Origin of the sequence: Marinobacter gudaonensis, assembly GCF_900115175.1 — a bacterium.
Taxonomy (GTDB): domain Bacteria; phylum Pseudomonadota; class Gammaproteobacteria; order Pseudomonadales; family Oleiphilaceae; genus Marinobacter; species Marinobacter gudaonensis.
In genome coordinates, this window is record NZ_FOYV01000001.1 from 1,222,082 (window position 1) to 1,245,741 (window position 23,660).

The 23,660-nt window shown below is 60.3% G+C and carries 22 protein-coding genes; 11 read left to right on the plus strand and 11 right to left on the minus strand.

Annotation, left to right across the window (positions count from 1 at the left end):
- Nucleotides 1-11: 11 nt before the first annotated feature.
- The 3 genes from BM344_RS05525 to BM344_RS05535 all read right to left on the minus strand — a co-directional run bounded on the left by BM344_RS05525 (nucleotide 12) and on the right by BM344_RS05535 (nucleotide 2,843).
- On the minus strand, nucleotides 12-2,018 hold the full coding sequence (locus BM344_RS05525) for a PhoX family protein (RefSeq protein WP_091986965.1): 2,007 nt from the start codon (nucleotides 2,016-2,018) through the stop codon (nucleotides 12-14).
- Nucleotides 2,019-2,185: 167 nt separating this feature from the next.
- Nucleotides 2,186-2,482, minus strand: coding sequence for a hypothetical protein (locus tag BM344_RS05530; RefSeq protein ID WP_091986967.1), 297 nt, complete (start codon nucleotides 2,480-2,482; stop codon nucleotides 2,186-2,188).
- Between the two features lie 109 nt (nucleotides 2,483-2,591).
- A complete protein-coding gene (locus BM344_RS05535) occupies nucleotides 2,592-2,843 on the minus strand; it encodes a hypothetical protein (RefSeq protein ID WP_091986970.1) in 252 nt (83 codons plus the stop codon).
- Between the two features lie 198 nt (nucleotides 2,844-3,041).
- Here BM344_RS05535 and BM344_RS05540 point away from each other — a divergent pair, with 198 nt between their 5' ends.
- Complete coding sequence (locus BM344_RS05540) at nucleotides 3,042-4,313, plus strand: alkane 1-monooxygenase (protein ID WP_091986973.1); 1,272 nt, start codon at nucleotides 3,042-3,044, stop codon at nucleotides 4,311-4,313.
- 242 nt (nucleotides 4,314-4,555) lie between these two features.
- Here the strand turns inward: BM344_RS05540 and BM344_RS05545 are convergent, their stop codons facing one another.
- Both BM344_RS05545 and BM344_RS05550 read right to left on the minus strand, forming a co-directional pair.
- Nucleotides 4,556-5,335: a crotonase/enoyl-CoA hydratase family protein gene (locus BM344_RS05545; protein WP_091986975.1), complete on the minus strand. Its 780-nt coding sequence runs from the start codon at nucleotides 5,333-5,335 to the stop codon at nucleotides 4,556-4,558.
- Between the two features lie 400 nt (nucleotides 5,336-5,735).
- On the minus strand, nucleotides 5,736-7,538 hold the full coding sequence (locus tag BM344_RS05550) for an acyl-CoA dehydrogenase (protein WP_091986978.1): 1,803 nt from the start codon (nucleotides 7,536-7,538) through the stop codon (nucleotides 5,736-5,738).
- 257 nt (nucleotides 7,539-7,795) lie between these two features.
- Here BM344_RS05550 and BM344_RS05555 point away from each other — a divergent pair, with 257 nt between their 5' ends.
- Together BM344_RS05555 and BM344_RS17555 are read left to right on the plus strand one after the other, a co-directional pair.
- On the plus strand, nucleotides 7,796-8,791 hold the full coding sequence (locus BM344_RS05555; RefSeq protein WP_091986981.1) for a GlxA family transcriptional regulator: 996 nt from the start codon (nucleotides 7,796-7,798) through the stop codon (nucleotides 8,789-8,791).
- Nucleotides 8,792-8,898: 107 nt separating this feature from the next.
- Nucleotides 8,899-9,063 (plus strand): hypothetical protein, encoded by a 165-nt coding sequence (locus BM344_RS17555; protein WP_167363216.1) that lies wholly within the window; start codon nucleotides 8,899-8,901, stop codon nucleotides 9,061-9,063.
- 9 nt (nucleotides 9,064-9,072) lie between these two features.
- Here BM344_RS17555 and BM344_RS05565 read toward each other — a convergent pair whose 3' ends face one another.
- Together BM344_RS05565 and BM344_RS05570 are read right to left on the minus strand one after the other, a co-directional pair.
- The gene (locus BM344_RS05565; protein WP_091986986.1) at nucleotides 9,073-10,101 is read right to left on the minus strand and encodes a CNNM domain-containing protein; all 1,029 of its coding nucleotides are present in this window, start codon (nucleotides 10,099-10,101) and stop codon (nucleotides 9,073-9,075) included.
- Nucleotides 10,098-12,167, minus strand: a complete 2,070-nt coding sequence (locus BM344_RS05570) for an NADPH-dependent 2,4-dienoyl-CoA reductase (protein WP_091986988.1) — start codon at nucleotides 12,165-12,167, stop codon at nucleotides 10,098-10,100. Before BM344_RS05570 ends, BM344_RS05565 begins: the two co-directional genes overlap by 4 nt.
- Nucleotides 12,168-12,519: 352 nt before the next feature.
- Between BM344_RS05570 and BM344_RS05575 the strand changes: the two genes are divergently transcribed.
- The 8 genes from BM344_RS05575 to BM344_RS05610 all read left to right on the plus strand — a co-directional run bounded on the left by BM344_RS05575 (nucleotide 12,520) and on the right by BM344_RS05610 (nucleotide 20,557).
- On the plus strand, nucleotides 12,520-15,321 hold the full coding sequence (locus BM344_RS05575; RefSeq protein WP_091986991.1) for a monovalent cation/H+ antiporter subunit A: 2,802 nt from the start codon (nucleotides 12,520-12,522) through the stop codon (nucleotides 15,319-15,321).
- A complete protein-coding gene (locus BM344_RS05580; protein WP_091986995.1) occupies nucleotides 15,321-15,689 on the plus strand; it encodes a Na+/H+ antiporter subunit C in 369 nt (122 codons plus the stop codon). Before BM344_RS05575 ends, BM344_RS05580 begins: the two co-directional genes overlap by 1 nt.
- A complete protein-coding gene (locus BM344_RS05585; RefSeq protein ID WP_091986997.1) occupies nucleotides 15,686-17,203 on the plus strand; it encodes a monovalent cation/H+ antiporter subunit D in 1,518 nt (505 codons plus the stop codon). The genes BM344_RS05580 and BM344_RS05585 overlap by 4 nt, the downstream gene beginning before the upstream one ends.
- Nucleotides 17,203-17,691 (plus strand): Na+/H+ antiporter subunit E, encoded by a 489-nt coding sequence (locus BM344_RS05590; RefSeq protein ID WP_091986999.1) that lies wholly within the window; start codon nucleotides 17,203-17,205, stop codon nucleotides 17,689-17,691. Before BM344_RS05585 ends, BM344_RS05590 begins: the two co-directional genes overlap by 1 nt.
- Nucleotides 17,688-17,957, plus strand: coding sequence for a K+/H+ antiporter subunit F (locus tag BM344_RS05595; protein ID WP_091987002.1), 270 nt, complete (start codon nucleotides 17,688-17,690; stop codon nucleotides 17,955-17,957). The genes BM344_RS05590 and BM344_RS05595 overlap by 4 nt, the downstream gene beginning before the upstream one ends.
- A gap of 38 nt (nucleotides 17,958-17,995) precedes the next feature.
- On the plus strand, nucleotides 17,996-18,328 hold the full coding sequence (locus BM344_RS05600) for a Na+/H+ antiporter subunit G (protein ID WP_091987004.1): 333 nt from the start codon (nucleotides 17,996-17,998) through the stop codon (nucleotides 18,326-18,328).
- 96 nt (nucleotides 18,329-18,424) lie between these two features.
- Nucleotides 18,425-18,706 carry a pyrimidine/purine nucleoside phosphorylase gene (gene ppnP, locus BM344_RS05605; protein WP_064228261.1) on the plus strand — a complete coding sequence of 94 codons (282 nt, stop codon included), beginning with the start codon at nucleotides 18,425-18,427 and terminating at the stop codon, nucleotides 18,704-18,706.
- Nucleotides 18,707-18,913: 207 nt separating this feature from the next.
- The gene (locus tag BM344_RS05610; protein ID WP_091987007.1) at nucleotides 18,914-20,557 is read left to right on the plus strand and encodes a fatty acid--CoA ligase; all 1,644 of its coding nucleotides are present in this window, start codon (nucleotides 18,914-18,916) and stop codon (nucleotides 20,555-20,557) included.
- A gap of 60 nt (nucleotides 20,558-20,617) precedes the next feature.
- Here BM344_RS05610 and BM344_RS05615 read toward each other — a convergent pair whose 3' ends face one another.
- The 4 genes from BM344_RS05615 to BM344_RS05630 form a co-directional block, all read right to left on the minus strand.
- Nucleotides 20,618-21,871, minus strand: coding sequence for a D-amino acid dehydrogenase (locus tag BM344_RS05615; protein WP_091987009.1), 1,254 nt, complete (start codon nucleotides 21,869-21,871; stop codon nucleotides 20,618-20,620).
- Between the two features lie 86 nt (nucleotides 21,872-21,957).
- Nucleotides 21,958-22,314 carry a translation initiation factor Sui1 gene (locus tag BM344_RS05620; RefSeq protein ID WP_091987012.1) on the minus strand — a complete coding sequence of 119 codons (357 nt, stop codon included), beginning with the start codon at nucleotides 22,312-22,314 and terminating at the stop codon, nucleotides 21,958-21,960.
- A 34-nt stretch (nucleotides 22,315-22,348) separates the two neighbouring features.
- Entirely contained in the window at nucleotides 22,349-22,876 is a 528-nt protein-coding gene (locus BM344_RS05625) for a DUF4136 domain-containing protein (protein WP_208603413.1), read from the minus strand.
- Nucleotides 22,877-22,957: 81 nt separating this feature from the next.
- Nucleotides 22,958-23,563 carry a YigZ family protein gene (locus BM344_RS05630; RefSeq protein WP_091987018.1) on the minus strand — a complete coding sequence of 202 codons (606 nt, stop codon included), beginning with the start codon at nucleotides 23,561-23,563 and terminating at the stop codon, nucleotides 22,958-22,960.
- Nucleotides 23,564-23,660 lie beyond the last annotated feature (97 nt).

The window sequence follows — 23,660 nt, forward strand, 5'->3', positions numbered from 1 at the left end:
ACTGGCCGGAATCAGGCGCCGACAACGCCACCGTCGTCACGGGTAACGATCACAGTCGCATCCCTGGGACGGGATTGGCTGGCGTCCGGCCAGTTGCCATCCGGGTGCTGGATGTTGACGAACATGGTTTTCACATCCGGGGTGGACGTTACACCGGTGACCTCGCAGCCCACGGGCCCTACGAAGAAACGCTTGATCTCACGGGTTTCGGGGTTGGCGGCCAGCATCATGTTGTTCTGATAAGGCGCGGCATCGGAGCCATCGGTCTGGATCCAGAGGCGGCCGTTGTAGTCAAACCAGAGGCCATCCGGGCTGTTGAAGATGTTGTCGTCGGTCAGTGACACAATCACCTCATCATCCACCACGGTTTCCGTGCCCTGCTCACCGGCAAACACGAAGATGTCCCAATCGAAGCCGGTGGCCGTGAAATCATCGCCGTTTTCGCTCCAGCGAATGATGTGGCCGGTCCGGTTCTCAGCATTCGGGTTGGCCGCGTTGACCTGGGCCTCAGTACGCTGACTGTTGTTGGTCAAGGTGAAATAGACCTGGCCGGAGTTGGGATCCACGGCGCCCCACTCGGGACGATCCATGGGCGTGGCGCCGGCAATGTCGGCAGCCAGCCGGGTGTTGACCAGAACGTCGGCCTGGTTCTCGAAGCCATCGAAGACAATGTCGCTGACGGTCGTGCCAACAGCGGCGTCTACCTTGGCCTTGAAGTCGGCATTATTCAGGTCCAGAGGCAGCCAGTCGCCGGTGCCGTCGTCGTTGAACCGAGCGACGTACAGGGTGCCTTCGTCCAGGAGGTAACCGCCGGCGGTGGCCGCGTAGTAGGGCTTGGCGGACACAAACTTGTAGATGTATTCAAAGCGGGAGTCGTCGCCGGAGTAGCAGACTACCGGCTCACCCTCGGTCACCGGTGCGAAGATCACGCCTTCGTGGCCAAAGCGGCCCAGGGCGGTGCGCTTCTGGGGCTTGCTCTCCGGTGTGAAGGGGTCGATTTCCACCATGTAGCCGTAAGTGTTGGCTTCATTGCGGTAGTCGTCTGTTGCCGTACCCGTGCCCGGTGTAACGTTGAAGCGGATGTACTGATCCGCTCCGCCCTGCGCCAACTCCCAGTCGTACCGGCTGGAGCTGCCCACGCCATGACGCACCTGTTCCCTGGGCTGGTTGGCATCGCTGTTCGCGAAGTAACCGTGCCAGTTTTCTTCCGCCGCCAGGTAGGTGCCCCAGGGCGTCGGGCCCATGGCGCAGTTGTTCAGGGTGCCCCGGGTTTCGGTGGCGTCGGTGCTGTATTTGGTCACCAGCTTGCTGTAGCCGCGGGCCGGACCACGAATGTCCATTTCGGTGTTACCGGTGATGCGACGGTTGAACGGGCTGCCGAAGACGATGTCCCAGGTGCCTTCGGTATCGCGTTTGATGTGAACAACCGACACGCCGTGAGCTGCGATTTCCTTGCGCACTTCGTCTGCAGGGCGTTCGCCAGCCACGTAGTTAGGCCCTGTGGGATGGATTTCACTTTGGTTGATGTACTCATGGTTCATCACCAGCAGGCCTTCGCTGGAGCTGTTGCCGCCGGCCTTAAGATCAATCGGGAAAAAGTGCACGCCATCGTGGTGCATGCCCATCTGCTGCTCCTGCTCGGCACCGGTGTTGGTACCGTCCGGCTTGTAGGCCGGGTAGGAGCCGGTAATCGGCGTGCCCCAGGGCAGGAAAGGCCGGGCGGAGTAGCCTTCCGGAACGACGACCTCATTGGCGCTGGAAGTGGCAACGGCCTTGAAACCCAGCTGGGTGTTGGCGGCGTTGCCGGTTGTGGTGCCTCCGCCGTTGCTGTCACTGCCGCAGCCAGCCAGGCCAACACCCATGACGCTTGCCAGGGCGGCACCCACGCTGCCCTTCATCACGGTGCGACGTTGCATGCGGGCTGCCAGAATTTCACGGAACGGAAGGTTGCCGGAATGGTTGACTACCGGCTCGTAGTTCGGGTCCAGATAGTTGGAATCAAGGTGATGCTTGGCCATGGATTCGCCTCTCTCAAAACAGCGGGTCTGTGTTGTTGAGAGGCCAGTGTCGGCGAGCAATGTGACAGATAGCAGACGTTAAAAAGACAAAACCGTTAACATTCCTTTACAGAATAATCGGCGCCGGGGTCGCCCCGCCCGAACTGCCCGGGCGGGGCGGACAGCCCTTACTGCTGGGTGGCTTCCTCGTAGCCTTCTTCCATGGCATCGCCGGTTTCTTCAGCCGCCTCGCCCATGGCCTCACCGGCTTCTTTCGCACCCTCCTGGAGTTCGCCCATGGCGCTTTCATCCTGGCCGGTCGCTTCCTCCATGGTTTCTTCCGCGGAATCCGCCGCGTCGTCCATCATGTCGCCAGCGTTGTCCGCCGCCTGTTCAACGTCCACACCTTCGTTGTCCTCCGAGCTGCATGCGGCAAGCCCAAGCGTCAGAACGATCAAAAGCGTACTCAATGCGAGCCTGTTCATACCATTTCCCTCTGTTGGTCAGTGTTTACAACGCGGGTCAGGGTACGGCCGGCCTACAAAGGAAAGCAATTACGGGGCGATTACCCTTTGGTTAGCCGGCTGCCTAAGGCTAAGGCACTCCATCGGCCAGCAGTTGGCCATCGATGGTAATCACGTGGTCGAAGGGCAACATCACCCCCCGCCCCAGCAGCAGAAAATCCTTGCCGGCACGGCTGCAAAAGTCACGGATCACATCGTGCACCTGGCAGACCTGCCCGGCACCATCGCGGTAAACCACTTCGGCGAGCCGTCCCGAGGTCAGGTACTCGACCAGCATGGCCCTGGCGGAACATGAGGCTGTAGCGGAGGAAACTCGAGACATTGCGGGTTCTTCCCTGGTTCTTGTTTTGTTTTGAGTCTGGTCCAGAAAACCCGTTTTCGCCAAAAACCGAACCGCAAACCACCCTCCTCGGCCACGATTGTCATTTTGTGCCAAGCTGCCGACTCGCTATCGCCGGTTGTTGCATTGCCAGATTGTCCGACATAAATTTCAAGAACGCCTACCTGATGGGAGAGAACCATGAACGCCAAAACCCGTGACAATCTGGAATCGCACAAGGTGATGCCAACCCCGGAACAGACAACGGAATCACACGCCTGGAAAGACCCCAAGCGGTATATGTGGCTGCTCGGCCCGGCCCTGCCCGGTATCGGCCTGGCGGCCCTGACCGGTTACGCGCTGGCCCCCAAAAAACTGAAGGCCCTCGCCTGGACCGGCCCCGCCCTCGTACACGGCATCATTCCGGCTCTGGACCGCGCCATCGGCGAGGACAAAAGCAACCCGCCCGAGTCGGCGGTGAAGACGCTGGAGCAGGACAAATACTACGACCGGATTGTGAAAGCCTTCATCCCCACCCAGTACGTGATGACGTTCATGGGCGCCTGGCTGGCCAGCCGCAAGAACACGCCTCTGGAGGACAAGATCGGCCTGACCCTGACGGTGGGCGCGATCAATGGCGTCGGCATCAACACCGCTCACGAACTGGGCCACAAGTCCAACAGGCTGAACAAGCTGCTGGCCATGGCAGCCCTGGCACCCACCGGCTACACCCATTTTGTGGTGGAGCACAACTTCGGCCACCACAAACGCGTCGCCACCCCCGAGGATCCGGCCAGCAGCCGCATGGGCGAAAGTTTCTGGAAGTTCCTGCCGCGCACGGTGTTGGGCGGCATCAAATCCTCCATCAAGATTGAAAAGGCTCGCCTGGCCCGGAAGGGCAAGGGCTTCTGGAGCCTGGATAATGAGCTGCTGCAGGGCTGGGCCATGAGCGCGGGTTTCTTCGGCGCCACCACTCTGGTGTGCGGCCCCAGGGCGGTGCCTTTCCTGGCGGCCCAGGCGGTGTACGGGGCCAGTCTGCTGGAGAGCGTGAACTACATCGAGCATTACGGGCTGCTGCGCCAGAAGGACGAGAACGGCAAATATGAGCGAACAAAGCCGGAGCACAGCTGGAACAGCAATCACGTGGTAACCAACCTGTTCCTGTATCAGCTGCAGCGGCATTCGGACCACCACGCCCATCCACAACGCAGCTACCAGGCCCTTCGCCACTTCGAAAAGGCACCGCAGCTACCCGGCGGCTACGCGTCGATGCTGTTGCCGGCCTATCTGCCGCAGTGGTGGTACGAGACCATGGACAAGCGGGTGATTGACCACTACGAGGGCGATCTGAGCAAAATCAACTGGGATCCGGATCGCCGGGAGGAGTTGATGGCCAAGTATGCGGATTATGCGGCGGAGGTGGCCGCCGAGGCGAAGGCTCGGCGCGAATCCGGGAAGTCCGCGGCGGCCTGATGTTGGTTGGCCGCAAACGCAGGCCCCAGCCTTTGCGTCCGTGAGCCTGCATCCAACCGGGGATCTTCCGTCCGGGAGACGCCGTGAACCCATCCATGGGGGCTTGATCGCAGCATCCCTGCTGCTCACACTCCCGGACGGAAGATCCCCGGTCGGCTGCCCAGACTTTTGGTGCAACAGTCGAGAATAGCCCGGCGCGACTGAGGCTCTCAATCGGAGTTTTTGCTGGGCTCGTGTGTCGGTTACTTGCCCTTGAAAACCGCGTCCCTTCTTTCCAGAAACGACTGGATTCCTTCTTTGACATCCTCACTGGCCATCACCGGCTGAAGGTCCGGGAACAAGCGCTGTTTGGCAGCTTCCTGGCCTTCGCTCACGGCGATTTTGGAGGATCTCAGACTGCCCTGAACCCCCAAAGGCGCGGCCTTGGCGATATTTCCGGCGATCTCCAAAGCCACCTTGAACTGTTCACCGGGCTCCACCAGTTCCTGAATCAGACCCCAGTGGTAGGCCTGGTCAGCCGTCCATTCGTCGCCTGTCAGGAGGTAACGCTGGGCGTTGCCCCAACCGATTTCCCGCTGCAGGCGGATGGTAGCGCCGCCGCAGGCGAAGATGCCGCGTTTGACTTCCAACTGCGCGAAGCGAGTACCTTTGGCCGCCACGCGCACATCGGTGTTCAGCATCATTTCCACGCCGCAGGTAAAGCAGATGCCCTGGGCGGCAAACACCACGGGTTTGCTGAGGCCGGGGCCGGTGATATGGAATGGATCCAGTTCGCCTTCTCCCGGCTCGATGCCTTTGCCGTTGGCGAACACGCCAGCCCAGTCGTCGAGCTGCAGGCCGCTGGTAAAGTGGTCGCCCTCGGCGTACATCAATCCGACTCGCAGTTCCGGGTCGTTCTCAAGCTGGTAATAGGCCGCCGCGATCTGGTGGTACATCTCGCGGTTCATGGCGTTCATTTTTTCCGGCCGGTTCAGGCCGATCAGCAGTACGTGGTCTCTCTTTTCGACATTAACCAGTGACAATGGACTTATCCTCATGTTCAGGCTTGTAGCCTGCATGTGTTGGCGTTGGCACGATCAACGGGGAACGTCTTCCGGGACACGCTACAAGCACATCCCTGTGCGCTCGGCTGTGGCCATCCATGGCCACAGACGGTCCCGGAAGACGTTCCCCGTCGCTCGCGCTCCCACTAAGGCAGTTATACCCGAACGCATTTTCCTTATTTCGAGCAGCCAGAGTGGTGTTTATGTCTGTTCAGCGAATTGCGCTGACGCACGGGCGCGTTCGGCTGGCAGGCCTTTCCGGGACCGTTGAGGGCCAGGGATGGCCCGATCGAGCCTACAAGGACGTACTTGCGGCGTGTCCCGGAAAGGCCTGCCAGCCGGGCGTGCAACCACCCGAATTCTCAGTCTGCAAACGGGCTCAGAACCACTCTGCCTTCATATTCAGGCAGGTGTCGTCCTGGTTGCGCAGCAGTACCAGGTCCTGGGCTACGGTGGGCAGTTCCCAGTGGAAGAAATACTGGGCCGCCTGCAATTTGCCCTGGTAGAAGTTGCGCTCGTCGTCGGTATTGGCCGAAGCCAGGGCCTTGGCGGCCGCGTTGGCCTGTCGCAGCCACATCCAGGCCACCATGATGTGGCCGAACAGATGCAGATAGCAGGAGGCGTTGGCCAGGGTACGGTCCGGATCGCCTTCCATCAGTGATTTGCCCAGGCTCTGGGTAACCTTCACCGCCTGCTGCAGGGTTTCACTCAGGGACAAGGCCCATTGCTGGCAGCGGTCGGTGGTGGCCGCTTGCAGATCCACCTGCATTTCCTGCATCAGCAATTGCAGGCCGTGGCTCTGGTCCTGCCAGATCTTGCGGCCCAGCAGGTCCAGGGCCTGGATGCCGTTGGTGCCTTCGTGGATGGGGTTCAGGCGGTTGTCGCGCCAGCATTGTTCCACCGGGTATTCGCGGGTGTAGCCGGCACCGCCGTAGACCTGGATTGCCAGGTCGTTGGCCTTGGGGCCGTATTCAGACGGCCAGGCCTTGATCACCGGGGTGAGCAGGTCCAGCAACTTGCCGGCTTCCAGGCGTTTCTGTTCGTCCGGGTGGGTATGCTGGTCGTCCATCAGCCGGGCGCCGTAGAGGCACAGGGCCAGGCCGCCCTCGCTGTAGGCCTTCTGCGCAAGCAGCATGCGGCGCACGTCGGCGTGCTCGATAATCGGCACCTGCGGGCTTTCCGGGTTCTTTTCGCTGGCCTTGCGGCCCTGCAGGCGGTCTTTGGCGTATTCCAGGCTGTGCATGTAGCCCCGGTAGCCGATGACTGCGGCGCCAAAACCCACGCCCAGGCGGGCTTCGTTCATCATCTGGAACATGTATTTCAGGCCCTGGTGCGGCTCGCCCACCAGGTAGCCGTGGCAGGGGGCGTCGTCGCCAAAGCTCAGGGCGGTGGAGGTGGTGCCACGGTAGCCCAGTTTGTGGATCAGGCCGGCGAGGCTGACGCCGTTGCGTTCGGTGGGGTTGCCATCTTCGTCCACCAGGAACTTCGGCACGATGAACAGGGAAATGCCCTTCACGCCCGCCGGTGCGCCTTTGATCTTGGCCAGCACCATGTGAACGATGTTGTCGGTGATGCTCTGTTCGCCACCGGAGATGTAGATTTTGGCGCCTTTGATCAGGTAGTGACCGTCGTCAGTGGGTGTGGCGGAGGTGCGGATTTCCGCCAGGCTGGAGCCAGCGTGGGGCTCTGTGAGCGCCATGGTGCCGCTGAAGCGGCCGCTTAGCATGTTCGGCAGGTAGATGCCTTTCTGCTGCTCGTTGCCGAAGACTCGGATCAGGTTGGCGGCGGCCGTCGTCAGAAACGGGTAACCCGCGGTGCCCGGGTTGGCGGCTGTGAAAAAGCCGTTGCAGGCCGCCATGACGGATTCCGGCAGTTGCATGCCACCAAGCTCGTAGTCGTAGCGTCCGGCAATGAAGCCGGCCTGGGCATAGGCATCGAAGGCTTCTTTTACCTCGGGCAGCATGTCCACCTGGCCGTTAACGAACTTTGGCTCGTCTTTGTCGGCGGCGCTGTTGTGGCTGGCAAATTTTTCCCGGGCCATTTTGTCGGCGGTTTCGATAACGGCATCGAAGGTGTCCCGGTTGTGTTCGCTGAAGCGCTCGCGGGTGGTGAGTGTCTCGGTGTCGAGCACTTCGTAGAGTTGGAACGCCAGGTCGCGGCGGTCGATCAGGGTGTCGGTCATGCTGGGTCTCCTGTTTGTTATCAACAGCCTCTCACAACTGATTTTTCCAGGAAACCGGCGTTTATGACACAATTATGGCCAATAATGCCATCGATCCATGCACCAGCACGAAAGACGGTGCCTGCCAGACGGCCACCAGCGGGGTCTTCCCTCCCGGGACACGCTGTGAATACATCCATGTACGCTTGGCTGCAGCATCCATGCTGCAGACAGTCCCGGGAGGGAAGACCCCGCTGGCAGCCTGCTTTGGAGTACGCATGCGAACCGTCTCTGTTATTGGATTTGATGGCGCTTTGGCCAGCGCCATTACCGGCATTATTGATCTTTTCCGGCTGGCCGGGGTTACCTGGGCCCGGATCAATAATGAAGCGCCATCGCCGCAATTTTCCACCCGACTGCTGACCAGGGATGGCGTGCCGTGCCGGTGCATCAACGGGCTGACCATTCAGGCGGATGGCGCCTGGAACGAGTTGGCCGCTGGCGCGGAACCGGACGATCTGGTGGTCATTCCTACCATTGGAGGTCCGATCGAGGCGGTGTTGGCGAGCAATGGCGAGCTGATCGAGTGGTTGGGCCGGTTCGGGGCTGTCAGTTCCGGTCAGGTGCGAGTGGCCAGTAACTGTACCGGGGCCTTCATGCTGGCCGAGGCGGGGTTGCTTGAGGGCCGGATGGCGACGACGCATTGGGGGTTCAGCCAGCAGTTTCGGGAGCGATTCCCCCGGGTGGATCTGCAACCGGACCGGCTGGTAACGGTAGACGGGCACATTGCCTGCGCCGGCGGGGGCATGGCCTGGTGGGATCTGGGCGTTCATCTGGTTGAGCGCTACGCCGGCACTCAGGTTGCCCGGGAACTTGCCAAGGCGTTTGTGCTGGATGTCGGGCGAACCAGTCAGGCACCCTACAGCGCCCTGCAGGCCCGTCGATATCATTCCGATGCCGCCATACTGAGGCTGCAGGACTGGCTGGATGCCCACTTTGACGCCCCCCTCAACCTGGAGGTTCTGGCCACCGTGGCCGGTCTCACGGAACGTTCGCTGATCCGGCGCTTCAAGGCCGCCACCGGGGACACGCCCAATGCCTATCTTCAGATTTTACGAATCGAGATAGCCCGTCAGCAGCTCGAGAGCTCCCGTTTACCTATTGATGAAATCACCCGGCAGGTGGGTTACGAGGATGTGAGTTCGTTTACCCGGTTGTTCCGCCGGCACACGGGCCTGTCTCCAGGGGCGTACAGGGCCCGCTTTGGGAGGTAATGGCACCAGGGCAGGATGGCGCGGGTTATGCATCCAGACAGGTGTAGGCCATATTGCGGCCGGAAACGTAAAGAATACCGACAGGTGTAACCATGGGGAGGCCCGTCATGAACGCACCGGTAAGACAAAGCCAGGCAGATATTCTCAGCCGCCTGTATGACATGAAAAGAAAGCAGATTGAGCAGGCAGTTCGACAGGGAAATAGCCTTCGATGTCAGGTACTTGAGGCCGAAGCAGAGGCCATCTCCAATGCACTGAAAGCGGTGCGCTAATCCTTCCGGCTATCTTTGGCCAGAGCTATATTTTTTGAGGCGGCGACTCCAGCGCTGCTTCGCATACCGCCGGAGATTGGAGACGTTATCGGTTTCGTCCATGATTTCAGTGCCCAAAAGTGTCTCCAATATGTCCTCCAGCGTCACTATTCCCAGCCAGGTGCCCAGTTCGTCATAGACCACGGCCAGGTGTTGCCGCTCCCGAAGCATGTCGGAAAACAGTAATTCAATGTTGGTATTGCCTTTCACACGCATGATTTTGCGCATGTGGTCGAGCAGGTTCACGTCTTGCTCCAGGCTGATCAAATCGGCCCGGTGCAGATAGCCAAGGGCCTCACCCTCTTCGTCGATCACCGGATACCGTGAAAACGGGGATTTCCGGACCTGCTCAAGGAACTGCTCCACGGTTATGTCCGGTTCCAGGTATTTGCACACGGTTCTCGGTGTCATCACCGAGCTGACCTTGATCTCGTGAAATCTGAGCACGTTCTGGATCATGCGGCGCTCGTCCTCATCCAGGGCCTGCTGGTCCCGGCCAATTTCCGCCAGGGCGCTGATCTCGCCACGGATATCGGTGTCATCATCGCCAGGGGCTATACGCCGGGTTACCTGCTTTGACAGCCAGATCAGCGGCAGCAGCGCTTTGATCATGAATCCGAGGATGGCGGGCAGGTAGGGGGCGATGCCCCGCCAGTATTTGGCACCGATGGTCTTGGGAATGATCTCCGAAAAGATGAGGATGGCCAGGGTCATCAGTGCCGAGGCAAAACCCAGCCAGGCCTCGCCAAACACAACGGTCACCTGGGCGCCGACACCGGTGGCGCCAACGGTGTGAGCAACCGTATTTAGGGTAAGGATGGCCGACAGCGGGTCATCCACGTCGTCCTTGAGCTTGCGCAGGCGGGCGAAAAGCTCCGGCTTCTCTTTCTTCACTGAGGCGATGTAGCTGGGGGTGACCGACAGCAGTGCAGCCTCCAGAATCGAACACAAAAAAGAGAAACCTATTGAAAGAAGCGCGAAGGCAATCAGTAATATCATAGTTGGGCTGCGATTTCCGTTCCTTGCCGAATGGCTCGCTTTGCGTCCAATTCTTCGGCGACGTCTGCGCCACCAATCAGATGCGCATTGACGCCAGAGGCCGATAACTGGTCAAAAAGTTCCCGAAGGGGTTCCTGCCCGGCACAGATAATGACGTTGTCCACATCCAGTACGCGGTTTCCGGTCATTTGGCCGTCTTTGTCGAGAATGGCAATGTGCAGGCCCTGGTCGTCAATACGCTCATAGCGGCAGCCGCGGAGCATCTCGACCTCCCGGTGTTTGAGGCTGGCTCGATGAACCCAGCCGGAGGTTTTGCCCAGGCCACCGCCCACCTTACCGGTTTTGCGCTGCAGCAGATAGAGCTTGCGGGGCGAGTGGGCGGGCCGGCGCTCGGCTAATCCGCCCGGTCCTTCGAACTGCGGATGAATGCCCCACTCCGCCTGCCAATCGCCAATACTGAGCTGCTCGCCTTCTGTCTGCTTGTCTTCTGGATGATGGCCGGCGTCATGGGTCAGGAATTCGCTCACATCAAAGCCAATGCCGCCAGCGCCAATCACCGCCACGGTGCGACCTACGGGCTTGTTATGGCGCAGCACATCCAGATAACCCAGCACCTTGGGGTGGTCGATACCGTCGATTGACGGGATTCGGGGTTTCACGCCGGTGGCAATCACCACTTCATCGAATGCGCCATCGGCCAGTGTGCCGGCATCCACCCGGACACCCAACCGCAGGTCGATGTCCAGCAATTCTATCTGGCGGCGGTAATAGCGCAGGGTTTCGTAGAACTCTTCCTTGCCCGGAATGCGCTTGGCGTAGTTGAACTGACCGCCTATCTGATTGTCTGCCTCGAAAAGGGTCACCCTGTGTCCTCGACGTGCGGCGGTTGTCGCCGCGGCCAGACCGGCCGGCCCTGCACCCACCACCGCAATCCGTTTCGTCACAGGCGCAACCGTCAGCACCAGTTCGGTCTCGTGGCAGGCTCGCGGATTGACCAGGCACGAAGCCCTTCTGGCCTGAAATACGTGGTCCAGGCAGGCCTGGTTGCAGGCAATGCAGGTATTGATTTCGTCACTGCGGCCCTGCTGTGCCTTGCGCACGAACTCACTGTCGGCGAGCAACGGCCGGGCCATGGACACCATGTCTGCCTTGCCGGCCGCAAGGATCTCTTCGGCTTTCTCCGGCGTGTTGATGCGGTTGGTGGTGCAGACCGGGATTGCCACCTCGCCATAGAACTTGGCGGTTACGTCCGCAAAGCTGGCCCTGGGTACCGAGGTGACTATGGTAGGCACCCTCGCCTCGTGCCAGCCGATCCCGGTGTTGATGATGGTGGCTCCGGCCTGCTCGATTGCCTTGCCCAGGGTGACGATTTCATCCCAGGTCTGGCCACCCTCCACAAGGTCGAGCATGGAGAGGCGGTAGATCAGGATGAATTCAGGCCCTACGGCTTCGCGAATCCGCCGGACGATTTCAATCGGCAGGCGCATGCGGTTTTCGAAAGGCCCACCCCATTTGTCCTTCCGATGATTGGTTCGCTCACACAGAAATTGGTTGATGAAATACCCTTCAGACCCCATCACCTCCACGCCGTCGTAGCCTGCGAATTTGGCCAGCCGGGCAGCATTGACGAAGTCGTTGATCTGCCTTTCAACTCCCCGGGAGGAAAGGGCGCGGGCTTTGAACGGGCTGATTGGCGCCTTGGTGGCCGAGGCGGAAACAATCAGCGGCTGGTACCCGTAACGCCCGGCGTGCAGCAACTGCAGGCAGATCTTGCCGCCAGCTTCGTGGACGGCTCCGGTTACATGGCGGTGCAGAAGCGCGGTCGCGCGATTGTTCATGGTCGAGGACAGGGGCGCCAATTGGCCAACCAGATTCGGCGAGAAGCCCCCGGTCACCATCAATCCCACGCCGCCTTCAGCCCGTTCGGCGAAATACCGGGCCAGCTTATGGATGTTCCAGAAGCGGTCTTCCAGGCCGGTGTGCATGGACCCCATCAATACCCGGTTCTTGAGTTCGGTAAAGCCAAGGTCCAGTGGTCGCAGAAGCGTCGGATAGGTGTAATTCATGGGGATTCGTCCCTGGGAAATTTGGTTCGAGTATACACTTGATCAATCGCAAGTTGACTTGACCTTCGGGACGGGGCACGTATCATCGGTTTTCAAGTTTGACTGACGGAGCAACCATGACCGTAAGGTCCTTCGGCTGCACAAGTACAATCCGCCCACCTGTTACCGCTGACATCGCGCGGCACCGGGGACGTCTTCCGTACTTCCCGGATCCACCCGCTTCCCGCTGATCCACTCTGTCGATCTCGCCGTACAGCACCGGTTAGCCAGTGCACAGCAGTCGGCCGGAGACTAGACTCAGGCACACATGCCTTCAATACTCACGTAAAAAAAGACCAATAACGAGGTTGCGATGTCGCTACCGCTGGTTGTTTTACTGCCATTCCTGGGTGCCATTGCTGCACCACTGTTTGCCCAGGGAGGGCGAACGGCGATTGCCGTGGCATCTTCAGTACCCGCCCTGATTGCCCTTGCTGCGCTGTTTCCACATTGGCAGACGCTCGCCGATGGCGGCGTGGTGTTACATACCTACCAGTGGCTGCCCGCCGTGGGCCTGTCGTTCAGCTTCCGGCTGGACGGGCTGTCGCTGCTGTTTGCCCTGCTGATCCTGATCATCGGGCTGCTGATCATTCTGTACTCCCGCTATTACCTGAAGGCCCACGAGAACGTCGGCAAGTTCTATGCGTTGCTGCTGTGCTTCAAGGGCTCCATGCTGGGCATCGTGCTGTCCAGCAACCTGTTGCTGATGATGATTTTCTGGGAACTGACCAGCCTGACGTCGTTCCTGCTGATCAGTTTCTGGAACCACAAACAGGATGCCCGCCGGGGGGCTCGAATGGCGCTGGCGGTCACCGGGGGTGGTGGGCTCGCCCTCCTGGCCGGGGTACTGATCCTGGGCAACATTGTCGGCAGCTTCGAGCTCGACGATGTCCTCGCCGCAGGCGACCAGATCAAGGCCCACGCCATGTATCCGGTGGCGCTCACCCTTATTCTCCTGGGTGCTTTCACCAAGTCGGCCCAGTTTCCGTTCCACTTCTGGCTGCCTCATGCCATGCAGGCGCCGACACCGGTCTCAGCCTACCTGCACTCGGCCACCATGGTAAAAGCCGGCATTTTTCTCATGGCCCGACTTTACCCGGCGCTGGCGGGCACCGAACAGTGGTTCTACATGGTCAGCTTTACCGGCATGGCCACGCTGCTGATTGGCGCCTATGTCGCCATGTTCAAGCACGACCTCAAGGGACTGCTGGCCCACTCGACGGTGAGCCATCTCGGCCTGATCACCCTGCTTTTCGGCATGGGTACCCAGCTTGCAGCCGTGGCGGCCGTTTTCCATGTCATTAACCACGCCACCTTCAAGGCCTCGCTGTTCATGGCAGCCGGTATCATTGACCATGAAACCGGCACCCGCGACATGCGCCGCATCAACGGCCTCTGGCGCTACATGCCTCACACCGCCACCCTGGCCATGGTGGCCGCGTCCTCGATGGCCGGCGTGCCCTTGCTCAACGGCTTTTTGAGCAAGGAGATGTTCTTCGCCGAATCCCTGGCCCTGAACCTGCCCGGGCTCTGGGCCTGGCTCCCGCCCATCGTTGCGACCCTTGCGGGCATATTCGCGGTCGCCTATTCGGCGCGCTTCGTGCACGATGTGTTCTTCAATGGCAAGCCGGTAGACCTGCCCATCTACCCACCACACGAACCACCACGCTACATGAAGTTCCCGGTGGAGATTCTGGTGTTCGCCTGCATCATGGTGGGCGTATTCCCCGCGGTATCCATCGGCCCCCTGCTTGAGATTGCTGCCTCAGCCACCCTGGGCGGCGGCGTGCCTGATTACACACTGTCTGTGTACCACGGCTTCAATCTGCCGCTGCTCATGAGTTTCGTGGCCTTCTTCGGCGGTCTGCTCATGTACAGCCAGCGCCAGAAGTTTTTTGATTTCCACGCCCGATTCAAGGAAGTGGACGAGAAGGCGGTTTTCGAGGCCGTGGTCTCCCGCATCGTGGATCTTGCCAATCAGGCCACTCGCCTGTTGGAAAACGGCTCGCTCCAGCGCTATGCCACCCTGCTGGTGGTCAGCGTCATTGCCGTCGTTGCGCTGCCACTGATGAAACTCGGCATCTTTGTCGGCGAAAAAGGTCTCAGCCCGGTGGACGCACCTACCGCCATCGCGGCGGCCGTGCTCATTGGCTGTGCCCTGGCAACCTCCGCCATGCATCGCCAGCGCTTCTATGCCCTGGTGTTGCTCAGCGTGGTGGGTCTGGTTGTATCCCTGGCATTTGCCCGGTTCTCGGCTCCTGACCTGGCCATGACCCAGCTGTCGGTGGAAGTGGTCACCATCGTGCTGCTGATGCTTGCGCTTTTCTACATGCCCTCCTGGACGCCGATTGAAACACCGACCCGGCGCCGCGCCCGGGACATCGCCATCGCCGGAGCCGCCGGCATCGGCATGACCCTGGTCACCCTGGCCATGCTGACCCAGCCGTTCAGCTCCATTTCCGAGTTTTTCCTGGAGAACAGCAAACCCGGTGGTGGCGGCACCAACGTGGTGAACGTGATCCTGGTTGACTTCCGTGGTTTCGATACGCTCGGCGAGATTACGGTGCTGGCCATTGCCGCCCTTGGCATCTACGCCATGCTCAAGAACACCGCGCTTACCCCTCCGCCCAGTGATGGCGAAGGTCACCCCTGGACCCGGGACGCCTATCCGCTGATGCTCCGGCAGATTGCACGGCCCATGCTGCCCCTGGCGCTGATGGTGTCGGTGTACGTGTTCCTGCGCGGGCACAACCTGCCGGGCGGTGGCTTCATTGCCGGTCTGATCACCTCCGTGGCACTGATCCTCCAGTATGTGGCCAGCGGTATGATCTGGACCCAGGATCGCGTGCCCTTCCGCTATCACAACGTGATTGGTCTGGGCCTGCTGTTCGCAACCGTGGCTGGCCTGGGCAGTTTCGCCTTTGGCTATCCGTTCCTCACCTCCACCTTCGGCTACATAACCTGGCCCGTGGTCGGCAAGTTCGAGGTGGCCTCTGCACTGGTGTTTGACCTAGGGGTTTACCTGACGGTCATTGGCGCCACCCTGCTGGCTCTCGTCAGTATCGGCAGACTCAATCCCCACTCCGCCATAAAGAGCAAAAAGGAGGGTGCGTAATGGAGCTTGTTTTCGCACTGGTTATTGGCGCCCTGACCGCCTCGGGTGTGTACCTGCTTCTGCGGGCCCGAACCTTCCCCGTGGTGGTCGGGCTGACTCTGCTGTCGTATGGGGTGAACCTGTTCCTGTTTTCCAGTGGTCGTCTGGCCACCGGACAACAGCCGGTCATCGGAACCGCATCCAGCTACACCGATCCGTTGCCCCAGGCCCTGGTGCTGACCGCCATCGTTATCGGCTTTGCGATGACTGCTTTCGTGGTGGTGCTGTCACTGCGCAGCCTGGCAGACAACGACGACGACCACGTGGATGGCAAGAAGCCGTATCGCTCCCCCGCACCGGAGGAAGAAGAGGAGGTAAACGGTAAATGAACCACTGGCTTACCGCTCCCATCCTGCTTCCCTTGCTTGGCGGGATTCTTCAGGCCCTGATGGGGTATGCCCCGATCAGCCTGCGCCGGACCCTGGCACTGGCAACCACAGTGCTGATTCTGGTATCCACCTTTGTGCTCCTGAGTCTGGCAGACGACGGTAGTTACCGTCTCTATGCCTTCGGCAACTGGCAGCCGCCGTTCGGAATTGTGCTGGTACTGGATCGTCTTGCGGCCTTGATGCTGGTCATGACGTCGGTGCTGGCGCTGTTCTGTCATATCTACGCCATCGGCGGCGCCGATGAGGGCAACCGCCAGTTTCACGCCCTCTTCCTGTTCCAGTTGATGGGCCTGAACATCGCGTTCCTCACCGGCGACCTGTTCAACCTGTTCGTCGCCTTCGAGGTGTTGCTGATTGCCTCCTACGGGCTGCTCATGCATGGCGGGGGGACAAAGAGAACTGTCCCGAGCCTGCATTACGTGGTGCTCAACCTGGTGGGCTCCGCCCTGTTCCTGATCAGCGTCGGCATGATCTACAGCGTCACCGGCACCCTCAACATGGCGGATCTGGCGGTGAAAGTGCCGCAGATAACCGGAGAGAGCCTGAACATCGTCAAGGCCGGCGGCATGATGCTGTTGGTGGTATTTGGCCTGAAGGCCGCGATACTGCCGTTGTGTTTCTGGCTACCAAGGGCCTATGCCAGCGCCACCGCTCCCGTGGCCGCGCTGTTTGCAGTCATGACCAAAGTCGGCATCTACGCCATTCTGAGGGTCTACCTGCTGATCTTCGGCGGCGACGCCGGTGCCCTGGCCAATCTCGGCATGGACTGGCTGTTCCCGGTGGCTCTGATCACCCTGGCCATGGGCTTGATTGGCGCGCTCGGTTCGGGCACCCTGAAAACACTGGTGGCCTGGCAGGTGATTATCTCCGTTGGCACTCTGCTGGCGCCCATTGCCATCGGTTCCGAGGCCGGGCTGTCCGCCGCCCTGTTCTACATGCTGAGCACCACGTGGACGGTGGGCGGCCTGTTCCTGGTGGCGGAACTCGTCTCCAACCAGAGAGGCACGGCCGGTGATCGCATTGTCACGGCACCCACCATGCGCAACCGCACTTTCCTGAGTGTTCTGTTCCTGGTGGGCGCGGTAGCCGCTGCCGGCCTGCCGCCGCTGAGCGGCTTTTTCGGCAAGCTGCTGATCCTTCAGGCGGTGGACTCGGGCACCGAAATGGCCTGGCTCTGGTCGGTTCTGCTGGTAGGCAGCTTCCTGACCGTGATTGCCTACAGCCGCGCCGGCAGCATTGTGTTCTGGCGAACCGTCGATGGCCATCTGGAGGAGCCCGAGCCACTCAATGGCCGGATTTCGGTGGCTTCGGGCGCACTGGTGGCACTGGCGGTGGTGATCGTGGCCCTGGCCGGACCGATTACCCGGTATACCGATGCCACCGCAGCGCAGCTCCACAACACCGATGCCTATATCCAGATACTGCAGACGCCCATGGTGAAGGAGGATGACTGATGCTTGATCGTCTGAGTTTTCCGCAACCGTGGTTAAGCCTGCTCCTGTTTACGGTGTGGCAGTTCCTCAGTGAGGGGGTGTCGGGTGCCAGCGTGGTAATGGGCCTGTTACTGGCCTGGCTGATTCCCCAGCTGACCCAGGGTTTCTGGCCCGAGCGCCCCGCTTTCGTCAAACCCTGGCGCATGGCGAGATACCTGGTGATCATGCTCGTGGACATTGTGGTAGCCAGCTTCGCGGTGGCCAGACTGATTCTCAGCCCACGCCAGCCGAGACCGATTTTTGTCTGTTATCCCCTGGAGCTGGAACACCCCCTGGCCATCTCCATTCTCGCCAGCACCATTTCCCTGACCCCGGGAACGGTTAGCGCGGATGTCAGTGATGACCGCAAAACGCTGCTCATTCACACACTGGACGCGGCCAGCGACCAGGAAGTCATTGAGGCCATTCACAACCGCTACGAGAAGCCGTTGCTGGAGATGTTCAAATGATGACCTTTGCCCTGTACGCCACCATCGCCATGGTTACCCTGGCGACGCTGCTGAATGTCTACCGACTGGTCAAGGGACCGGATGCCCCGGACCGCGTGCTGGCCCTGGATACGCTCTATATCAATGCCATTGCGCTGATTATCCTGCTGGGCCTTACCCTCGGCACCCGTATGTACCTGGAAGCGGCTCTGCTGATCGCGGTCATGGGCTTTGTGGGCACCGTGGCGATGGCCAAATATCTGAAACGGGGCAGCGTGATTGAATAACGCCGCCCCGAAACAATGATTTTCCGGAGGTTGATGACATGCACCCGATCGCGGAATACCTGATTGCTGCGCTGCTATTGTTGGGGGGTGCCTTCACCCTGATAGGCGCCATAGGCCTTGCCCGCCTGCCCGATTTCTACACCCGCCTGCACGGCCCCACCAAGGCCACCACGGTCGGCGTTGGTGCCATCATGCTGAGCTCGGTGGTGTTCTTCAGCGCCCGCGGGGAGGGCATCGGTATCTCGGAAATCCTGATAACCGTGTTCCTGCTGATGACCGCCCCGGTGAGTGCCAACATCCTGGCGAAAGCCGCCATGCATATCGGGGTAAAAACCATGGAAGGTACCCAGGGCAAGCCCTGGGAGCAATGAACCCGGGCAACCGGTGTGGCGCCCGCAATTTTGTCATTGGACTTGAAGAAATTTGCCGTATAGTAGCCACCCAAACTCATTCAAGGAGCTCAGCCCATGCTGAAAGTGAACGAATACTTTGACGGCAAAGCCAAGTCAATCGCCTTCCAGACCTCCACCCTGCCGGCCACCGTGGGTGTCATTAGCCCGGGCGAGTACGAATTCGGCACCAGCAAGAAAGAAACCATGACGGTGATCAGCGGCGCACTGACCGTTCTGCTGCCGGGCATGGAGGAATGGATGACCTACGGCGCCGGGGAAAGCTTCGACGTGGCAGGACAGGCCAGTTTCAAGGCGAAAACCGACATCGACACAGCCTATCTCTGCACTTACGAGTAAACGACATCTGCGAGTAAACGGCACCTGCCCAGGCACACCGGCCCCAACCTGGGGCCGGCCGCTCCCAGAGCGAATCCAAAGACTTCCCTAAGCCATCGTTCGCTCTGCGTTTTTTAATCTTCCCCGGTTCCTGTTTCCCTGCATCTGTGTCAGATTAACCCCTGTTTCTCACCACAACACCAACAAACGGGAAAGAGGAAACACGCAATGGCACAGACCCGCATCCTGGAGCCGGCTGAGAACGCCCATCAGTACCCATTGCTGATCAAACAGCTCCTGCTCTCCGGCCCCCGCTATTCGCCCGATCAGGAGATCGTGTACGCCAACCGGAGCAAGTACACCTACTCCGATCTGGTAGAGCGCATCCACCGCCTGGCCAACGCCCTGACCGATGCCGGCGTCAAACCCGGTGACACCGTTGCCGTGATGGACTGGGACACACCTCGCTACCTTGAGTGCTTTTTTGCCATCCCGATGATTGGCGCCGTCCTGCACACCATTAACGTGCGCCTCTCGCCCGACCAGATCCTGTACACCATGAACCACGCCGAAGACGACGTGGTGCTGGTGCACGACGACTTCCTGCCGATTCTGGACGCCATCAAAGGCGACATCCAGACGGTAAAAACCTACATTCAGCTAACCGACGAGAGCAGCCCCAAGTCCACCAGCCTGGATACCGCCGGTGAGTACGAATCACTGCTGGCAGCGGCCGCCACCAAGTTCGATTTCCCGGATTTTGACGAGAACAGCGTGGCCACCACCTTCTACACCACCGGCACCACCGGCAATCCCAAGGGCGTGTTTTTCAGCCACCGCCAGCTGGTACTGCACACCCTGGCCATGACCGGTTCCCTCTCCGCCTACGACGAGATGCCGCTGCTGCGGTCGTCTTCCGTGTACATGCCAGTGACCCCGATGTTCCACGTACACGCCTGGGGCGTGCCCTACGCCGCCACCATGATGGGTATCAAGCAGGTGTACCCGGGCCGCTATGAGCCGGAACTTCTGGTGGACCTGCTCAAGGAGCACAAGGTCACCTTCTCTCACTGTGTGCCCACCATTATGCAGATGATGATGGCCACCGAATCCATCAAGACCGCCGATCTCAGCAACTGGCATGTACTCATCGGTGGCAGCGCACTCACCAAGGGCCTGTGCGATGCCGGTGCCAAGCTCGGCATCCGCATGTACACGGGCTATGGCATGTCGGAAACCTGCCCGCTTTTGAGCACCACTCACCTCAAGCCGGAAGATCTGGAGTTGCCCCTGGAGCAACAGACCGCCAAACGGGTCAAGACCGGCATTGCCGTGCCCATGGTGGAGATCGAAATTGTCGATCCCGACGGCAAGCCCGTACCCCACGATGGCGAAGCCAAGGGCGAGGTGGTTACCCGGGCCCCCTGGCTGACCCAGAGCTACTTCAAGCAACCGGACAAAGGCGAGGAGCTATGGCAGGGCGGTTGGCTGCACACCGGCGATGTCGCCTCCATGGAGCCGGACAACACCCTGACCATCAAGGATCGCATCAAGGATGTGATCAAGACCGGAGGTGAATGGCTGTCGTCACTGGATCTGGAAAACCTGATCAGCCAGCACCCGGCGGTGGCTGGCGCTGCCGTGGTAGGCGTGCCTGACGAAAAGTGGGGCGAGCGTCCTCATGCCCTGGTTACCCTCAAACCCGGCGAGCAGGCCGATGTTTCGGACATCCAGAACCACCTCCGGCAGTTCGTGGACAGCGGCGAAATCAATAAATGGGCCATTCCCGAACAGATTGATTTCGTGGAGGATATTCCCAAGACCAGTGTTGGCAAGATCAACAAGAAGCTGATCCGGGATCAGCTCAAGTAAGGATTCTTGGACAAGGTAACCGCTGGGGTGGATGAGCGATCATTCACCCCTTTTTCACGCTCAGAGTCTTGAAAACGCAAAATCCACCTCAGGCGTCCGGCCATCGATGATGTCCGCGAGTGCCGCCGCAGAACCGCATGAGTGCGTCCAGCCGAGGGTGCCGTGGCCGGTGTTCAGGTAAAGGTTCGCGTAGTGGCTCTTGCCAATGTAGGGAACGTTCGAGGGTGTGGCCGGGCGCAGGCCCGCCCAGAATTCGGCCTGGTCCCAGTGCCCGGCCTCGGGCATCACCTCGGCGGTGCGGCGCACAATGGCACGGCAGCGGGTGTAGTTGAGCCGGCGGCTGTAACCACTGAGTTCGGCGGTACCTGCCACCCGGATGCGATCACCCAGCCTCGAGAACACCAGCTTGTATTCGTCGTCGGTCAGGCTGACGTTGAACGCCGCCTCTTCATTTTTGACCGGAACGGTAATGGAGTAGCCCTTGGCCGGGTAGATGTTGAGGTAGATCCCCAGTTGACGTGCCAGGGCCGCACTGAAGCTCCCCAGGCTGAGCACATAGGCATCCGCACGCAGTGTTTCGTGGCGCCCCTCGTTCAGGGTCTGGACGCCCAGGATACGCTCACTGGCCTGCTCGAAGCCCAGAATCCGGGTGCCATACCGGAAAGTCACGCCGGCGTCGGCGCAGCGCTGGGCGAGGTTCTGGGTAAATTTCCTGGCATCGCCGGATTCGTCCTCGGAAGTGTAGGTGGCGCCGGCAATCCGGTGCCGGATGGGTTTCAGAGCCGGTTCCAACTCAATGGCACGGGCCGAATCAATCACCTGCCGGTCGCAGCCCAGCTCCTGCATCAGACGGGTCGGCTCCATGGCCGCCTCGAACTCCGCGGGATTGGTGTAGAAATGCAGGATGCCTTTCTCCAGGTGATCGTACTCGATACCTGTTTCCTCTCGCAGGGCCTGAAGCTGCCCCCGGCTGTAGGTACCCAGATTTACCATCTGGCGGATATTGTGGGCGGCCCTCGCGGAGGTGCACTGGCCAAGAAATGACAGCGCCCAGCGCCACTGGGCAGGATCCAGCCGCGGCCGGAACAGCAGTGGCGCGTCTGGCCGGGTCAGCCACTTCAGTACCTTGAGGGGAGCCGAGGGGTTGGCCCAGGGTTCAGCATGGGAGACCGAAATCTGCCCGCCGTTGGCGTAACTGGTTTCCAGGGCAGCCTTATTCTGCCGGTCGACAACGGTAACCTGGTGGCCCTGTTTCTGCAGAAACCAGGCCGTTGTCGTGCCAACAACGCCGGCACCCAAAACCAGTATATGCATGCTTGCCTCCGGACAGGATCAAACGAACGATTTGTTCAGGGAAAGCACCATTGTAACGGGGCAGTCAGGCAATTGCGCCTCGACCATCAGCCACCGGCCCGTTTGACCGTCCAGCCTTTCTGCTCCAGGAGAGGAACCAGAATGTCCCGCTGGTCGCCCTGAATCTCGACCACGCCGTCCTTTACGGTGCCGCCGGTGCCACACTTGGCCTTGAGCGTCTTGGCGTAAGCCTCGAGGGCTTTGTCATCAAGAGGTATGCCGGTGATCAGCGTCACACCCTTTCCTTTGCGGCCCTTGGTCTCCCGGCTGACCCGCACGATGCCGTCACCGGCGGGCCGGGATTCCTTGGCGCAGGCGCATTCAGCCACCGGCTGACGGCACCCGGGGCACATGCGGCCCTGCTCCGTTGAAAAGACGAGTCCGCCTTCCGATCGTTTCTTCATGTGTTCCCCCACTCATCACCGTTTGCCTGGTGCTTCAGTCAAGGCCGGGAGGATACTTGCTGAACATCTCGGCGACCACCTCATCGATCAACTTCCGCCGGGTCTCAGGCGACTGATCCTCGTTCAGGTAACGGCGGCTGGCCGCGCGCCAGACCACGTTCTTGGTTTCGCTGTCTGCCAGCTCCACCACCAGCTTGCCTTCTTCAACCTCACGCACGGGTGGCGGTGCCGACAGGGCCCAGCCGAAATTACCACGACCGAAACCGAAACCAAGGCCAAGCCCGGTTTGCTCCAGGCGCTCTTCGGTAACAATCTGCCAGTTTACCAGCAGGTCGGCTTCGGCAACCGGCGTCTTGCGGAGAGCCTTACGGTTTAATTCCCGTTCAATGGCCTGCTGTATCCGACTGCCATCCAGTGACGTGAAAGAAGAGGAACTCTGGTTATCCGCGAAAGCCCAGGAAGAATAATTCCCGAACACCACAGATGAGTTGTAATCGGTCACCACGTTGCTGGCACAACCGGTCATCGCGATCACGCACATTGTCAGTATCAGAAAACGCATCATCTTGTCTGTCCTCGCTCGTGCCTGTTGCTTTTTTCCACTATACGCCCTGACAACGCAGTGCGATGCCCCCGGGATCCGTCACCTTGCCAAACTGTAATCCAGCTTTTGAGCATGACAGAAGTCGGTGAAAGCGTCCTGCAGGTGTTCCGGCACCCGGACCCTGGCGCGCACCCACTCGCCGTACTCGACCGACTCCACGGTCGCCCCTTGCATGTCGCACCAATGCCTCAGGGGTTGCTCATCGGCGAACGTCAGGGTCACGCTAACCTCCAGCATGGGCGTCTGGACCACCCGTTCAACGGCTGACAGTACCGCTTCCGCAGCGCCGGCATAGGCTCTCACCAATCCCCCGGCACCCAGTTTGATACCTCCGAAATAGCGGATTACCATCACCAGGACATCCCCCATGTCCTTGTGCTGGATGACCCACAGTATGGGTTTGCCGGCGGTGCCACTGGGTTCGCCGTCGTCATTCATGGCTGCCTCCGCCGCGGATCCAGGGCGGCCGATCTGGTAGGCCCAGCAAACATGACGTGCATCGGGATGGTCCCTGTGCGCCTGTTCCAGCCAGTCTTTTACTTCGTCCCGCGAACCCACGGGCGCGACCCGGGCAATGAAACGGCTTTTCTTCACTTCCGTTTCACGCTCAAGGTATCCTGCCGGCACGGGGTAATCTTTTTTCATGGACAACGACCTATGGCCTCCGAAGACGAATACAATTCACCTGGCACCGCACAACCTGCAAAGCTTCGCAAAGCGGCCTGCGGTATCCGTTTTGACG

Excerpts from the sequence above, each read along its gene's own strand:
- BM344_RS05595 (WP_091987002.1), top strand. The coding sequence starts at position 17,688 with ATGATGACCTTTGCCCTGTACGCCACCATCGCCATGGTTACCCTGGCG.
- BM344_RS05525 (WP_091986965.1), bottom strand. The coding sequence starts at position 2,018 with ATGGCCAAGCATCACCTTGATTCCAACTATCTGGACCCGAACTACGAG.
- BM344_RS17555 (WP_167363216.1), top strand. The coding sequence starts at position 8,899 with ATGAACGCACCGGTAAGACAAAGCCAGGCAGATATTCTCAGCCGCCTG.
- BM344_RS05610 (WP_091987007.1), top strand. The coding sequence starts at position 18,914 with ATGGCACAGACCCGCATCCTGGAGCCGGCTGAGAACGCCCATCAGTAC.
- BM344_RS05630 (WP_091987018.1), bottom strand. The coding sequence starts at position 23,563 with ATGAAAAAAGATTACCCCGTGCCGGCAGGATACCTTGAGCGTGAAACG.
- BM344_RS05540 (WP_091986973.1), top strand. The coding sequence starts at position 3,042 with ATGAACGCCAAAACCCGTGACAATCTGGAATCGCACAAGGTGATGCCA.
- BM344_RS05625 (WP_208603413.1), bottom strand. The coding sequence starts at position 22,876 with ATGCGTTTTCTGATACTGACAATGTGCGTGATCGCGATGACCGGTTGT.
- BM344_RS05550 (WP_091986978.1), bottom strand. The coding sequence starts at position 7,538 with ATGACCGACACCCTGATCGACCGCCGCGACCTGGCGTTCCAACTCTAC.
- BM344_RS05530 (WP_091986967.1), bottom strand. The coding sequence starts at position 2,482 with ATGAACAGGCTCGCATTGAGTACGCTTTTGATCGTTCTGACGCTTGGG.
- BM344_RS05620 (WP_091987012.1), bottom strand. The coding sequence starts at position 22,314 with ATGAAGAAACGATCGGAAGGCGGACTCGTCTTTTCAACGGAGCAGGGC.
- BM344_RS05580 (WP_091986995.1), top strand. The coding sequence starts at position 15,321 with ATGGAGCTTGTTTTCGCACTGGTTATTGGCGCCCTGACCGCCTCGGGT.
- BM344_RS05615 (WP_091987009.1), bottom strand. The coding sequence starts at position 21,871 with ATGCATATACTGGTTTTGGGTGCCGGCGTTGTTGGCACGACAACGGCC.
- BM344_RS05590 (WP_091986999.1), top strand. The coding sequence starts at position 17,203 with ATGCTTGATCGTCTGAGTTTTCCGCAACCGTGGTTAAGCCTGCTCCTG.
- BM344_RS05570 (WP_091986988.1), bottom strand. The coding sequence starts at position 12,167 with ATGAATTACACCTATCCGACGCTTCTGCGACCACTGGACCTTGGCTTT.
- BM344_RS05585 (WP_091986997.1), top strand. The coding sequence starts at position 15,686 with ATGAACCACTGGCTTACCGCTCCCATCCTGCTTCCCTTGCTTGGCGGG.
- BM344_RS05535 (WP_091986970.1), bottom strand. The coding sequence starts at position 2,843 with ATGTCTCGAGTTTCCTCCGCTACAGCCTCATGTTCCGCCAGGGCCATG.
- ppnP (WP_064228261.1), top strand. The coding sequence starts at position 18,425 with ATGCTGAAAGTGAACGAATACTTTGACGGCAAAGCCAAGTCAATCGCC.
- BM344_RS05555 (WP_091986981.1), top strand. The coding sequence starts at position 7,796 with ATGCGAACCGTCTCTGTTATTGGATTTGATGGCGCTTTGGCCAGCGCC.
- BM344_RS05575 (WP_091986991.1), top strand. The coding sequence starts at position 12,520 with ATGTCGCTACCGCTGGTTGTTTTACTGCCATTCCTGGGTGCCATTGCT.
- BM344_RS05600 (WP_091987004.1), top strand. The coding sequence starts at position 17,996 with ATGCACCCGATCGCGGAATACCTGATTGCTGCGCTGCTATTGTTGGGG.
- BM344_RS05565 (WP_091986986.1), bottom strand. The coding sequence starts at position 10,101 with ATGATATTACTGATTGCCTTCGCGCTTCTTTCAATAGGTTTCTCTTTT.